12 protein-coding genes are annotated in these 13509 nt (G+C 44.6%); 7 read left to right on the top strand and 5 right to left on the bottom strand.

Features of this window, described 5'->3' with window-relative positions:
- Entirely contained in the window at positions 1-600 is a 600-nt protein-coding gene (locus T499_RS0105130) for a riboflavin synthase (protein ID WP_033149974.1), read from the bottom strand.
- Between the two features lie 348 nt (positions 601-948).
- Here T499_RS0105130 and T499_RS0105135 point away from each other — a divergent pair, with 348 nt between their 5' ends.
- On the top strand, positions 949-2010 hold the full coding sequence (locus T499_RS0105135) for a UDP-N-acetyl glucosamine 2-epimerase (RefSeq protein ID WP_033149975.1): 1062 nt from the start codon (positions 949-951) through the stop codon (positions 2008-2010).
- A gap of 82 nt (positions 2011-2092) precedes the next feature.
- On the opposite strand, the gene rbr is transcribed toward T499_RS0105135, so the two are convergent.
- Positions 2093-2635, bottom strand: coding sequence for a rubrerythrin (gene rbr / locus T499_RS0105140; RefSeq protein ID WP_013063889.1), 543 nt, complete (start codon positions 2633-2635; stop codon positions 2093-2095).
- A gap of 567 nt (positions 2636-3202) precedes the next feature.
- Here rbr and nrdD point away from each other — a divergent pair.
- Together nrdD and nrdG are read left to right on the top strand one after the other, a co-directional pair.
- Positions 3203-5308 (top strand): anaerobic ribonucleoside-triphosphate reductase, encoded by a 2106-nt coding sequence (gene nrdD / locus T499_RS0105145; RefSeq protein ID WP_013063280.1) that lies wholly within the window; start codon positions 3203-3205, stop codon positions 5306-5308.
- Entirely contained in the window at positions 5302-5769 is a 468-nt protein-coding gene (nrdG, locus tag T499_RS0105150) for an anaerobic ribonucleoside-triphosphate reductase activating protein (protein ID WP_013064511.1), read from the top strand. Before nrdD ends, nrdG begins: the two co-directional genes overlap by 7 nt.
- A 14-nt stretch (positions 5770-5783) precedes the next feature.
- On the opposite strand, the gene T499_RS0105155 is transcribed toward nrdG, so the two are convergent.
- Positions 5784-6821, bottom strand: a complete 1038-nt coding sequence (locus tag T499_RS0105155; RefSeq protein ID WP_033149976.1) for an asparaginase — start codon at positions 6819-6821, stop codon at positions 5784-5786.
- Positions 6822-6920: 99 nt separating this feature from the next.
- Here T499_RS0105155 and uxaC point away from each other — a divergent pair, with 99 nt between their 5' ends.
- From uxaC to T499_RS14820, 3 genes are read left to right on the top strand one after another with little or no spacing between them, the layout of a single operon-like run.
- Entirely contained in the window at positions 6921-8327 is a 1407-nt protein-coding gene (uxaC, locus tag T499_RS0105160; RefSeq protein ID WP_013065670.1) for a glucuronate isomerase, read from the top strand.
- A 58-nt stretch (positions 8328-8385) separates the two neighbouring features.
- Entirely contained in the window at positions 8386-9282 is an 897-nt protein-coding gene (locus T499_RS0105165) for an RluA family pseudouridine synthase (RefSeq protein ID WP_033149977.1), read from the top strand.
- A 1-nt stretch (position 9283) separates the two neighbouring features.
- Positions 9284-9436, top strand: a complete 153-nt coding sequence (locus T499_RS14820) for a hypothetical protein (RefSeq protein WP_170857807.1) — start codon at positions 9284-9286, stop codon at positions 9434-9436.
- On the opposite strand, the gene T499_RS0105170 is transcribed toward T499_RS14820, so the two are convergent.
- Positions 9411-10067 (bottom strand): HD domain-containing protein, encoded by a 657-nt coding sequence (locus tag T499_RS0105170; RefSeq protein ID WP_033149978.1) that lies wholly within the window; start codon positions 10065-10067, stop codon positions 9411-9413. The two genes, T499_RS14820 and T499_RS0105170, sit on opposite strands and share 26 nt — an antisense overlap.
- 69 nt (positions 10068-10136) lie before the next feature.
- Between T499_RS0105170 and menA the strand changes: the two genes are divergently transcribed.
- Positions 10137-11051: a 1,4-dihydroxy-2-naphthoate octaprenyltransferase gene (gene menA / locus T499_RS0105175; protein ID WP_033149979.1), complete on the top strand. Its 915-nt coding sequence runs from the start codon at positions 10137-10139 to the stop codon at positions 11049-11051.
- Here menA and T499_RS0105180 read toward each other — a convergent pair.
- Positions 11048-13378, bottom strand: coding sequence for a putative porin (locus tag T499_RS0105180; RefSeq protein ID WP_033149980.1), 2331 nt, complete (start codon positions 13376-13378; stop codon positions 11048-11050). The genes menA and T499_RS0105180 overlap by 4 nt on opposite strands.
- Positions 13379-13509 lie beyond the last annotated feature (131 nt).

A 13509-nucleotide genomic window follows, 5' to 3' on the forward strand; every position in this document is an offset into this window, starting at 1 on the left:
TTAAATCTGCTGCAGTCTGGCGATATATTTGCCAAGAATGTCAAACTCGATGTTGACTACCGAACCTACACGGATGTCGCAGAAGTTAGTGTGCTCGAAAGTGTAGGGGATGATGGCTACTTGGAAGGTGTTAGCTGTTGGATTGCAAACCGTGAGGCTTACGCCATTAACGGTAACACTGCCTTTGTCGACAGTGAAATAGCCTTTCAATGCCATCTCATGGTTCTCTGGATATTCGAATGTGAAATAGGTTGAACCGTCAGCATCCTCAACAGCAATGCAGCGTGCAGTCTCATCTACATGACCCTGAACGATATGACCATCTAATCGGCCGTTCATCAGCATAGAGCGCTCAACGTTTACTTTATCACCAACTTTGAGCAAGCCCAGATTGGTGCGGTCGAGTGTTTCCTTCATGGCAGTAACCGTGTAGGTGCCATTCTCAATGGCAACAACAGTCAAGCAAACGCCATTATGTGCAACACTCTGGTCGATCTTTAACTCGTCGACAAACGAACACTTTAATGTAAAATCGATATTTTCGCGATCCTTGCGGATAGCTGTTACGGTAGCAAATTCTTCGATGATTCCAGAAAACATAACAAAATATATAATGTTTAATGTTTAAACTTTAATGTTTAATATAAAAAAGAAAGGGTACGTGCCGATGATTTGGTGAAAACTCCTGTTTCACACGATGTGGGGGCTCCCTGCTGTTGTAATCCACCGGCATTGCTGCTCTCCTCGTGGAGGATAATCGTGGCCCGCCATTGGCAAGGGAAACGATCCCGATTTGTTTTGTTAATGTAGAGTATCCCGATCTATCAGGCACGACCCACTGTTTCTGCTGCAAAGATACAACTATTTTGGGACTTATCCAAACCTTTTGCCATTTTTCTTGGTAAATAGAAACTTTTTCTATATCTTTGCACTCAAAAATAGAAAGAAATGGGAAAGACTGTATGTATCATAGCGGGTGCTCGCCCAAATTTCGTTAAGGTGTCACCTTTGGTAAGAGCCATCAATAAAAATTCTGAAGCAACATGTTTGTTGGTTTATGCAGGTAGTGAGAATGATCCAACGCTTGAGGCATCGCTGTTTGATGATTTGCAGATGCCACGTCCACAATATTACTTAGGTGTAGATTCAACGAGTCTGAACGAGATTACCAGTCAGGTCATGGCCCGTTTTGATGCTTTCCTCGATGCGCATCAGATTGATGTGGTGATCGTGGTGGATGATCTGGCCTCGACTATGGCTGCTGCCATAGTTACCAAGAAACGTGGTATTCGCTTGGCGCATCTGGTAGCTGGTACACGCTCGTTTAATATCAATATGCCTAAGGAAATCAACCGTTTGGTGATAGATGCCTTGTCTGACTATCTGTTCACGGCTGGTGTGAAGAGTACGGGCATTGCTACTCGTGAGCAGTCGGAGAGTTCGCAGACCTATATGGTGGGTAATATCCTGATGGATACTTTGCGATATAACTACGACCGTATGAAGAAGCCAGCTTCGATCCCATCACTTGAAGAGAAACAGTATCTGGTATTTACACTGAACCGTAAAGCGCTGATTGCTGATATTGATAATTTGGAGAAGATGCTCAAGGCTATGGTGGCTTCGGCTAATGGCATGCGAATTGTCGCACCTTTGCGCGGCGAAGCCCGTAAGGTGGTTGAGCGCATGGGCTTGGCTATTGATATTGTTGATCCTTTGAGCTATTTGGAGTTTGGTTGGTTAACTGCTCATGCACTTGGTATTATTACCGATTCGGGCAATGTGTCGGAAGAGGCTACCTTTAATAGTGTACCTTGTATCACTCTGAATAATTATACCGAGCATCAGGAAACGGTGAATGTAGGTTCGAATGTGCTGGTTGGTGAGGATGCAGACAAACTAAGTGAAGCTGTTAAGAAAATGGTGAGCGGCGAATGGAAGAAATGCGCCCTGCCTGACCGTTGGGATGGTCGAACAGCAGAGCGCATTGTTCAGATTATACTTGCCTAAACAGGCTTGTTTTTGAAAAGTACTTAGAGAGCGATTGCAATCTAAGTACTTTTTTGTTGCAAAGTACTTAGAAATAAATTCTTTAATAGTTCTCTGCTTTTACCTGGAAGTAAGCCTGTGGATGATCGCAGACAGGACATACCTGTGGAGCCTTCTTGCCGATAACAATGTGACCGCAGTTGCTGCACTGCCAGATAACATCATTGTCCTTAGAGAATACACGCTCCTTCTTAACGTTGTCGAGCAGTTTGCGGTAGCGTGCCTCGTGCTCAGCCTCTACTTTGGCTACGAGTTCGAATTTGGCGGCAATCTCGTTGAATCCTTCCTCGCGTGCTTCCTGGGCCATACGTGCATACATGTCGGTCCACTCGTAGTTCTCGCCTGCAGCAGCTGCTTCCAGATTCTCTGGTGTGCTCTTGATTGCACCACCTTCCAAAAGCTTGAACCACATCTTGGCGTGCTCCTTCTCGTTGTTAGCAGTCTCCTCGAAAATGGCGGCTATCTGTACAAAGCCGTCCTTCTTGGCCTTTGATGCCCAGTAACTGTACTTGTTGCGTGCCATCGACTCACCTGCAAATGCTTCCTGCAGATTCTTCTCGGTTTTTGTTCCTTTAAGATCCTTCATAATTGTACTTGTTTAATTTAATTGTTTAAATGATATTTTTGGCAAAGATACAATAATAAATTGATATCTGCAAGTTTTAGGCTTTCTTTTTGTGTTATTTTAGTATTCTCTATTATATATAATAAGGTACGCGTGGGAAGAAAAATGGATTGTTGTAAAATGTTAAAACGGGAAACTTTTCTGATTTTTAAAAACGAAAAGTTTTCCAAAAAGAAAATCTTGGTGTATGTGGTGGTGTTCCAAAAAGAATACTGACTGCAAATTGGAGATTTTCTGTTGTGAAAGCTTTAATTTAAAAGACGATGCTGTCGTGAAAATGCAGAAGTGTCTATGAATCAGTATGTTATACATTGTTATTGTAGCGTATTATTTCAATATTAACTTTATTTTAGAGAAATTTTTAGCTTGTCGAGAATGCTTTTTCTGGCATATTTTGTATCTTTGCAACCGTATTCGGTTTTACTTTTTGGAAAACTTTTCCGAATTCAAAAACAAAAAAGTTTCCAAAAAAGAAAACTTTGGGAGAGAATTAAATAACAAAACATAAATAAAAACAGAGACAATAACATGGAAATTAAAAACTTTACCATCACCAAGCGAGACGGATCGAAGGATTTGTTCTCACTCGACAAAATTATGAATGCTATCGTAAAGGCTTTCGAGAGCGTTCAGGAACCTGCTGACCTAGCCATCGTATCTAAAATCTTGAATCACCTTGACATGCATGACAACATTACTGTGGAGGATATTCAGAACCAGGTGGAAGAAGCACTTATGCGTGAAGGCTATTATAAGGTTGCCAAATCGTTTATTCTCTATCGTCAGTTGCACTCTGAGGATCGTGAGACACTCGAGAAAATGGTGTTCCTTTCAGAATACTGCGAATCGGTGAATGCTGCTACAGGATCAAAGTACGATGCAAATGCCAATGTAGAGCATAAGAATATTGCTACACTGATTGGTGAGCTGCCAAAGTCGAACTTTATCCGTCTGAACCGTCGACTCCTCACTGATCGTATTAAGAAAATGTATGGTAAGCAGTTGGCCGATGAATATATCGACAAGCTGACACACCACTTTATATATAAGAACGACGAGACTTCGTTGGCCAACTATTGTGCTTCTATCACCATGTATCCTTGGTTGATTGGTGGTACTGTGGCTATTGGTGGTAACTCTACTGCTCCTACCAACATGAAGTCGTTTGCTGGTGGCTTTGTGAATATGGTGTTTATGGTAAGTTCAATGCTGAGTGGTGCCTGTGCTACACCTGAGTTTCTGATGTATATGAACTATTTCCTTGGTAAGGAATACGGACTGGATTACTATAAGCGCTCACAGGACCAGGCTGACCTGAGTTTGAAGAAGCGTACCATTGATAAGATTATAACTGATTACTTTGAGCAGATTGTTTATACCTTGAACCAGCCAACAGGTGCTCGTAACTATCAGGCAGTATTCTGGAATATTGCCTACTACGATCGTTACTATTTCGAGAGTATCTTTGGTGAGTTTTACTTCCCCGATGGCTCTAAGCCCGATTGGGAGGGACTTTCATGGTTGCAGAAGCGCTTCATGAAGTGGTTTAACCATGAGCGTACCAAGACTTTGCTGACTTTCCCTGTTGAGACTATGGCTCTTTTGGTAGATGAGAATGGTAACTGCAAGGATAAGGAGTGGGGCGAGTTTACAGCCGAAATGTATGCTGAGGGACACTCGTTCTTTACCTATATGAGCGATAATGCCGACTCATTGTCGAGTTGCTGCCGTTTGCGTAACGAGATTACTGATAATGGTTTCAGCTATACGCTTGGTGCAGGCGGTGTAAGTACTGGTTCTAAGAGTGTGCTCACTATCAACCTGAACCGTTGTATCCAGTATGCCGTCAACCACAAGTTGGATTATCTGGAGTATCTGAGTGGTGTGATTGATCTGTGCCATAAAGTACAGTTGGCTTACAACGAGAATTTGAAGGATCTGCAGCAGCAGGGTATGTTACCACTGTTCGATGCTGGTTATATCAATATTGCCCGTCAGTACCTCACAATCGGTATCAATGGTTTGGTTGAGGCTGCTGAATTCATGGGTCTGAAGATTACTCCTAACGACGAGTATCTGCACTTTGTTCAGGGTATTCTTGGACTGATTGAGAAGTACAATAAGCAGTACCGCTCTAAGGAGGTGATGTTCAACTGTGAGATGATTCCTGCAGAGAACGTAGGTGTAAAGCATGCTAAATGGGATCGTGAGGATGGTTACTTTGTGCCACGCGATTGCTATAACAGCTACTTCTATGTAGTAGAGGATGACTCGCTGACCATTATCGATAAGTTCAAGCTGCATGGTGCACCTTATATTGAACATCTTACTGGTGGTTCGGCTCTGCATATGAATCTCGACGAGCATCTGTCGAAAGAGCAGTATCTGCACCTGCTGAAGGTGGCTGCTAAGGAAGGATGTAACTACTTTACATTCAATATTCCTAATACTGTATGTAATGATTGTGGTCATATCGACAAGCGCTATCTGAAGGAGTGCCCGCATTGTCATTCTAAGAATGTTGACTACATGACCCGTATTATCGGCTACTTGAAGCGTGTTAGCAACTTCTCACAGGCTCGTCAGGAAGAGGCTTCACGTCGCTACTATGCAGGACAGAAACAATTATGCTAAAATACGTAAATACCGGCATAGTTTTTCAAGAGATACCCGACGAAGTGACACTGGCAATTAACATTAGTAATTGCCCGTGTCGCTGTCCTGGGTGTCATAGCTATTACCTTTGGGAAGATATTGGATTGCCCCTTGATACTGAAGCTATTGATGCGTTTGTAGAGAAGTTCGGTACTGATATTACCTGTATCTCGTTTATGGGTGGTGATGCCGAACCCAAGGCCGTTAACCAGCTGGCATTATATATCCGAGAGGTACACCCTGAGTTCAAAGTAGCTTGGTATAGTGGTAAAACGGTCATATCATCGGCTATCAACAAGCGCGATTTCGACTATATCAAGATAGGACCGTTTATCAAGCACTTAGGTCCTTTGAAGGATCCGAAGACGAATCAAAGGTTGTATAAGATCAAAGAAGACGGCGAGATGGAGGATGTGACCTCGTGGTTCTGGAAAAAATAAGAGGAGAGATATCACTAAAACGATATCTCTCCTCTTATACTTTGTTGCATGTATTTGCGAACCGTTTCTGGATCGTCGGGGTAGTGTGCCTGCAGGAACATCAGTTTGGTAACTGCAGCTTCAACGGTAGAATCGCGACCACTGATAACACCAGCCTCTTGCAGATGGTATCCGTTGTCGTAGCGGCCCATCTCAACGGCACCCTGCATACATTGACTGATGTTCACGATTACCTTACCGTTGCGGGTTCCCTCACGTAAAGCATTCAGCAACCATGGGCGTTGGGGCGCGTTGCCACTACCAAAGGTACGCATCACAATGGCTTTCAGATTGGGGGTATGAATAATGTGACGGATCAGATCCTCGCGGATGCCTGGGAAGAGCGAGAAGATAATTACATTGTTGTCCATGCGAAAGTGGGGAGCCATCGGCTTGCTCCAATCAGGCTTCAGCATGCGATCGTGGTAATAGGTGATGTTTACACCAGCTTCAACCAGATGGGGGTAGTTGAATGATTCGAAGGCATTAAACTCCTCGGCGCTCTGTTTGGTAGTACGATTACCACGAAGCAGATGACCACCGAAATAAATGCCCACCTCGGGTACCAAAGCATGTCCTTCTCTATCTTTGGCTGCAGCAATCTCTATGGCTGTGATAAGATTTTCCTTACCATCTGTTCTCAGCTGTCCGATAGGTAACTGCGAACCAGTGAAAATCACGGGTTTGGTGAGGTTCTCAAGCATATACGACAGGGCTGAGGCGGTAAAGGCCATCGTGTCGGTGCCATGTAGTACTACAAATCCATCGTACTGATTGTAGTGGTCGGCGATACAATGCGACAGATCTGTCCACATGGCAGGCGACATGTCACTCGAATCAATAGGTGGATCGAACTGGTATGTTTCGATGGTGATATCAAACTGCTTCAGTTCGGGTACATTATATAATAGGTGTTCAAAATCAAACGGCTCCAGAGCCCCAGTGCGAGGGTTCCGGTTCATGCCAATGGTGCCTCCGGTGTATATGAGAAGGACTTTACTGCGGTACGTCATCGTTTACGTTTTATTTTTCTGCAAAGATAGTGCTTTTCTCCGAGATTTTAATTATCTTTGCAGTAAAATTTTAAGAAGGACCTATAAATAAACAGTTTTATGAAGCAATTCAATGATGAGAACTTTGTTCTGGAGACCCAGGTGGCTCAGGACTTGTATCACAATCATGCGGCTAAGATGCCCATTATCGACTATCATTGTCATTTGATTCCTGAGATGGTGGCCAAAGACCACAAGTTTAAGAGTATTACTGAGTTATGGTTGGGTGGCGACCACTATAAGTGGCGTGCTATGCGTACCAATGGTATCGACGAGAAGTATTGCACCGGTAAGGATACCTCTGATTGGGAGAAATTCGAGAAGTGGGCTGAGACCGTTCCTTATACATTCCGTAACCCTCTTTATCATTGGACTCATCTGGAGTTGAAGACTGCTTTTGGTATTACGAAGCAGCTCTCGCCAAAGACAGCACGCGAGATTTTTGATGAGTGTAATGAGAAACTTCAGCAGCCAGAGTTCTCTGCTCGTGGCCTGATGAAGCATTACAACGTGGAGTGTGTATGTACTACCGATGATCCTGTTGATGATTTGCATAACCACATTGAGTACGCCAAGACCAAGGCTAAGGACGATCCTATGATGATTCCTGCATGGCGTCCTGACAAGGCTATGAACATTGAGAAGGCTGAGTTCTCTAAGTATGTAGAACAGCTGGGTGAGGTTAGCGATGTGAACATCGTGAAGTTTGCAGATATGGTTGATGCTCTGCAGAAGCGCCACGATTTCTTTGCCGAGAATGGTTGTAAGCTTTCTGACCATGGTATCGAGGAGTTCTACGACGAGGAATACACCGATTCTGAAATCGAAACCATCTTCGAGAAGGCTATGCGTGGACAGTCGCTTTCTAAGCTCGAAGTTCGTCAGTTCAAGAACTGCTTCCTGACAGTAATGGCTGAGATGGATGCCGATGCCGACTGGACTCAGCAGTTCCACTATGGCGCTATCCGCGACAACAATACTAAGATGTTTAATCAGCTCGGCCCTGATACAGGTTTCGATTCTATTGGCGAGTTCAATACCGCTAAGGCTATGTCAACGTTCCTGAATAAGCTGAATATGAAAGACAAGTTGACACGTACCATCTTATATACTCTTAATCCTTGTGCCAACGAGGTGATTGCTACTATGCTGGGTAATTTCCAGGGTGGCGAGCCTGGCAAGATTCAGTTCGGTTCTGGTTGGTGGTTCAACGACCAGATGGACGGTATGGTTCGTCAGATGAACGCTCTTTCGGTACTTGGCTTGCTGAGTCGCTTTGTTGGTATGCTTACTGATAGCCGCTCGTTCCTGAGCTATCCACGTCATGAGTATTTCCGTCGCATTCTGTGTAATATGCTCGGAAACGACGTTGAGAAGGGCCTTCTGCCCTGCGATATGGAGATTCTCAGTCGCATGGTTGAGGACATCAGTTATAACAACGCCCGACGCTACTTTAAATTCTACTAATAAAAAAAAGACCGCAGGTTTTCGAATCTGCGGTTTTTTTTGTATCTTTGCACCCAATATGAGATATAACGCAGGCTATAACCGAGAGGGTGACTATGAGCACCTGGTGGTCAACGAGTCGATGCCATTGTTGGAATGGTTGTTGGCTAATGTTCAGCAAAGTCGTTCAAAGATAAAGGCGACTCTGCAGGGTAGAGGTATCAAAGTAAATGGCAAGACTGTGAGTCAGTTTGATTTTCAGTTGGAGCCAGGTATGAAGGTGGCTGTTAGCAAAACCAAACGCAATCAGCAGTCGTTCAAGAGTCGTTACGTGAAAATCGTTTACGAGGATAAATGGCTGATTGTGATTGAGAAGGCTGAGGGCATTCTCTCGATGGCGGCTGGTCACTCATCACTGAACGTAAAAACAGTGCTGGATGATTATTTCAAGAAATCGCGTCAGAAATGTACGGCACATGTGGTACACCGACTGGATCGTGATACCAGTGGACTGATGGTTTATGCCAAGGATATAGAAACCGAACAGATTCTGGAGCATAACTGGCATGATATCGTGTACGATCGCCGATATGTAGCTGTTTGTTCAGGCGAAATGGAGAACGATGAGGGTACTATTGCCAACTGGCTGAAGGATAATAAGGCGTATGTAACTTATTCGTCGCCAACCGATAATGGTGGTAAATATGCCGTTACGCATTATCATGTGTTAGACCGCACTACCGATCACTCTTTGGTAGAGTTTAAGCTCGAAACAGGTCGTAAGAATCAGATTCGTGTGCATTCAGCCGATATGGGACACCCTGTTTGTGGCGACACCAAGTACGGTAATGGCGATGATCCTATCCACCGCCTTTGTCTGCATGCCTGGCTGCTGTGCTTCCATCACCCAGTAACCGGTGAGCCTATGGAGTTCGAAACACCTGTTCCAACTGCATTCAAAAAACTGTTTAAGTAAAATGGGAAACGTAAGTTATTACATATTTGTGCTGGTAGCCATCGTGGTAGCCTTCTTGGTGATTAAGAAAGTTGCTTCTTGTCTCATCAAGTCGGCCATTCTGATAGCGATGGTTGTAGCTCTTGCAGCTATTTACTTTCTGTATCTGAGATAGCTGTCTCTTCAGGGAAAATTCGGTCGAAAGCCTCACGAAGTTGTTGTGGCTGTTCGATAATGGTTCTCAATTCGTTGAGTCGTTTAGCGTTCGGCGAATTGGGAATCCATAGTTTTATGTAACCGTCTTTTGAGTACTTGCTGGCCATGTGCTCTTTGAAGCGGGCCCAATGCTCCTCAACTGATTTCTCGGGATAGTTAGCCAAGCCGAACTGGATGCAGCGACGAATAATACGGTCGGCATCGATGTCTCTATCAGCTTCGGCCACAATCTTGCCGTATATAGAACGGGGACTGCGACTGGCTGATGCACGATGATCCTCCACTGCCTCTTTCATAATCTTGATCTGTTCGATCGAGAACCATTTTTTCAGGCGGGCATCGGCTGCCAGAATCTTACCGCCACGCATATGGTGATCGGCGCGATGGCCGCACATGCCCAGATCGTGGTAGGCAGCAATGGTATAAACCATGTTGACGTCAGCTCCCGTAGCCCTAACCAGCTCGAGAGAATTGCGTATAACTCTTGTGACGTGCTCCATGTTATGTGCACGGTCAAACTCAGCGTATTTTGGGAGAATCTGTGTCTCGATAAACTCCACTAAATCCAGACTCGGGGTATTGCTTGTCATAAAAAGTTTTGATTTTCTTTGCAAATTTACAAAAAAGTAGTTACTTTTGCAAGAAATTTTAAGAAAATTATGGCAGAAGAACAAAAAATAGTGACGGATTCGGCTAAAGCATGGTTGTTGGCCGCCCGTCCAAAAACATTATCAGGAGCTGCGGTTCCTGTGATGATAGGTATGGCTTTGGCATATTCTGACGCAGCGCAGTATGGTGAAGGAACGTTTAGCTGGGTAGCGGCATTGCTGTGCTTGCTGTTCGCCTTTGCCATGCAGATTGATGCCAACTTTATCAACGATTTTTTTGATTTTGTGAATGGTACCGACGATGCTGAAACACGCTTAGGTCCGCGTAGAGCCTGTGCCCAAGGCTGGGTAAAACTCGATTCGATGAAGAAAGCGATTGCCTTGACAACCTGCATTGCTTGTGTGATAGGTTTGCCGTTGGTGTATTATGGCGGTTTCGAGATGGTGCTGGTTGGAATGATATGTGTGTTATTTGCATTCCTTTATACCACGTGGTTCTCGTATCAAGGCTTAGGCGATTTGCTGGTACTTGTGTTTTTTGGTTTGGTTCCTGTCTGCTGTACCTATTATATACAGCTTCATGAGTTTACTTGGGAGTTGGTACTTGCTTCGATAGCTTGCGGACTGGTTATCGATGCGCTTTTGATAGTGAATAATTTCCGCGACAGAGATAACGATCGTCAGGCTGGTAAGAATACCATTATTGTGCGTTTGGGTGCTAAAGCCGGTTTGCAGTTATATATAGGTGTAGGTGTTGGCGCTATGATTCTGGGTGGTACATTCCTGTTGAATGGTCATCTGCTTGCTTTTGTATTCCCATTCATCTATCTCGTGCTGCACTTTATCACTTATCTGAAGATTAAGCGCATATACCAAGGAAAAGCGCTGAATCTCTGCTTAGGAGAAACAGCGCGTAATATCTTTATCTATGGTGTTTGTGTGAGTCTTGGACTTCTGCTTGTTTAGTTGAAGAAAGGCCACGAAACACCAAAGTGTATTACCGATCCGTTAGTGGGATAGTGTGGTGTGAGGAACTTCATGTGGTTTGCACCATTGTTTACCACATTGGTCATTACCAGGAAGAATCTTACACCCTTCAGTGTCATGTTTGCATAAACGTCAATAAAGGGGAACTCACCTAATTCAATACGGCTGGCCTCGTTCTTCTGAACTGCAAACTGATTGATGGCAGGGCAGAAATCGGGAGCGTAATACTTGGTAAAGTAGGTGGCATCAGCACCCAGTTCTACACCCAGCACCTTGGCAATCTTAAACTTCAGGTAAAGATTGGTGAAGATATTCAGGTCGGGCAAGGGTAAAACTTCCTTGTTGCTGGATTTCTGATAGGTGATAACGTTCTCCCAGTTCAGTGGGCCCAAGCGGAAGTTCTGATGCAGCTGAGCTGTAAGTATCTGGATATTCTCGCCTTCCTGATATACACCTGCGGTCATATTCTTACGTCCTCCATTATCGGTCAGGTCGTAACTCATACCGTAGTAGGTGTAGTTCTTGATATTTTCGGCAGCTATGCGCAGTTTGGTATTGGTCTTCTGATAACTGAACATACCCTCAATGCGACTGCGTTTTTCTCTGTCGAAATTGTTATCCCACCAGATATGCTTAGAGTGATAGGTGGCTTGCAGGAATACAGGGTTGCACTGCTGATAGAAAGCTGATGCTGCCAGCTGGACGGTATCGCCTAATAATGGGAAGTTCAGATCGGTACTGAAGTCGATAGTCATGTCGCCTGCATCAGCTCCCGAAAGCCATCGCTCGGCAGTCAGGTTGAAATGCAGTGTCTTGCCTTGTGTCTTACTCAGCTGGGCACCGAATGTCAGGTTATACTCTTTCCACTTATTCCAAAGCAGCAAACCATTCTCCAATTCAGGCATCTGATAGGTGTTGTGCTCGTACGAAACAAATGCCTTCAGGCCGGCTTTTACGTATTTATTGAAGCCTTCGAGCAGGGCCAATGCCAACGTGTTTTTGATATGCTGGTGCTTAACCTGATCGTAAATCGAGTCGTTGCCATATACCAGACCCTGTTTATAATAGGTGTTCTGGTAATAATTTGTTGGCGTGCTATAGGCCTGATAGATGTGGTTGTAATTGCTGATATCGAGTGTGTGGATGAAACTGGTTACAGGTACGTATTCGCGTTTCATCGTGGCGTCGATAGAATCTTGAATAGCCTGCAGTCGATTCAAACTATCGATGGCAGCCTGACCGTCAATTTTTATGCGGGTGGTGTCGGCAGCTATATCGAGCGCGTCTCTTTGTGGCTCTTTGCCTACCACCTTGGCTCCTTCGGGGCGACCGGTTGGCTTCTTGGTATCTTTTTCTTTGCGTAGCTCTTTCTTGTCGGCATCCTGCTGCTCCTTTTCTGCCTCGTGCTCCTTCATCGATTCCTTGGCAAACTGGCGGGCCTTGATTTCTTCGTCGGTCATCTTAACCATGCGATAGAAACCAATGTTGTAACGATGACTCAGGAACAGGTGCTGGTGGTCGTTACGGTTCCAGTTCTTTGAGAGCACGGTAGGAATTTCACTCTCAGTATAATTGTCGGTGAATGATTCGGGATGGGTTACATAATCATCGGTAGTGATACCACCATTCTCTGAAGCTTTCTGGTGAGCGGCATTAAAGAAGAAATGCATCTGATAGCGGTCGCCTAAATACGAACCAAACAAGGTTCCGTTAAAATGCGAAACGTTCTGATTGCTGTAATAGCCGCGGGCATAAGCATAATCCAGATCGAATCCAAAGTTGAGTCGCTTGTTGGCGTTTACTGCGAATTTCGCATCGATATGGTCCTCGCCGTTGGTCTTATCGCCGCAGTTGTCGTAAAGTACGCTGGTATAGGGCGACAAGGTGTTCATGTACAGCAATTCGTCTGGCTTCTTATTCACAAAACTGTAGGGCTCGGTGAATATGAAGTAATCGCCATAAGGACGGTCGATAAAGATACGACTCAGTCGGGCGGTATAGTTGCTTCCCGTGGTGTTATAGTCGCCATACATGCCACTATTGAAAGTGGTATTCATAAACAAGTGCGACAGGGTGTCGGGCTCTGTAGGAATTACATCACCAAACCTTCTGTCGATAGTCCACGTGTAGAGTCCCTTTGGAATCTCCTTGTGCTGAGTGGTATCCTTGCTATGCTTGTTGAAGTTCTCGCTTCGACGGCTTACATTTCCGTTCTCGTCAATCTGATTGAAATCACGATCAGTCTGAGCGCTGACATGAGCCAGCGCCAATAGTGCTACGATAAGTGTGGATAGTCTTCTGTACATAGATTATTTGATCATTCGCATAGACGTTTCGGCTATCTTGAAGCACATCGAGAATAAGATGATGTACAAACCGAGGGTATGTCGTTCTTCGTTCTTAGAGAAAAAGAAAATCAGCCCTACGATTGCGCCAA

It is taken from the genome of Prevotella sp. RM4, assembly GCF_000701965.1.
Taxonomy (GTDB): Bacteria; Bacteroidota; Bacteroidia; order Bacteroidales; family Bacteroidaceae; genus Prevotella; species Prevotella ruminicola.

Coding starts and splice junctions, on each gene's coding strand:
- uxaC (WP_013065670.1), top strand. CDS start 6,921: ATGAAGCAATTCAATGATGAGAACTTTGTTCTGGAGACCCAGGTGGCT.
- T499_RS0105155 (WP_033149976.1), bottom strand. CDS start 6,821: ATGACGTACCGCAGTAAAGTCCTTCTCATATACACCGGAGGCACCATT.
- T499_RS0105135 (WP_033149975.1), top strand. CDS start 949: ATGGGAAAGACTGTATGTATCATAGCGGGTGCTCGCCCAAATTTCGTT.
- nrdD (WP_013063280.1), top strand. CDS start 3,203: ATGGAAATTAAAAACTTTACCATCACCAAGCGAGACGGATCGAAGGAT.
- T499_RS0105180 (WP_033149980.1), bottom strand. CDS start 13,378: ATGTACAGAAGACTATCCACACTTATCGTAGCACTATTGGCGCTGGCT.
- T499_RS0105130 (WP_033149974.1), bottom strand. CDS start 600: ATGTTTTCTGGAATCATCGAAGAATTTGCTACCGTAACAGCTATCCGC.
- nrdG (WP_013064511.1), top strand. CDS start 5,302: ATGCTAAAATACGTAAATACCGGCATAGTTTTTCAAGAGATACCCGAC.
- T499_RS14820 (WP_170857807.1), top strand. CDS start 9,284: ATGGGAAACGTAAGTTATTACATATTTGTGCTGGTAGCCATCGTGGTA.
- T499_RS0105170 (WP_033149978.1), bottom strand. CDS start 10,067: ATGACAAGCAATACCCCGAGTCTGGATTTAGTGGAGTTTATCGAGACA.
- T499_RS0105165 (WP_033149977.1), top strand. CDS start 8,386: ATGAGATATAACGCAGGCTATAACCGAGAGGGTGACTATGAGCACCTG.
- rbr (WP_013063889.1), bottom strand. CDS start 2,635: ATGAAGGATCTTAAAGGAACAAAAACCGAGAAGAATCTGCAGGAAGCA.
- menA (WP_033149979.1), top strand. CDS start 10,137: ATGGCAGAAGAACAAAAAATAGTGACGGATTCGGCTAAAGCATGGTTG.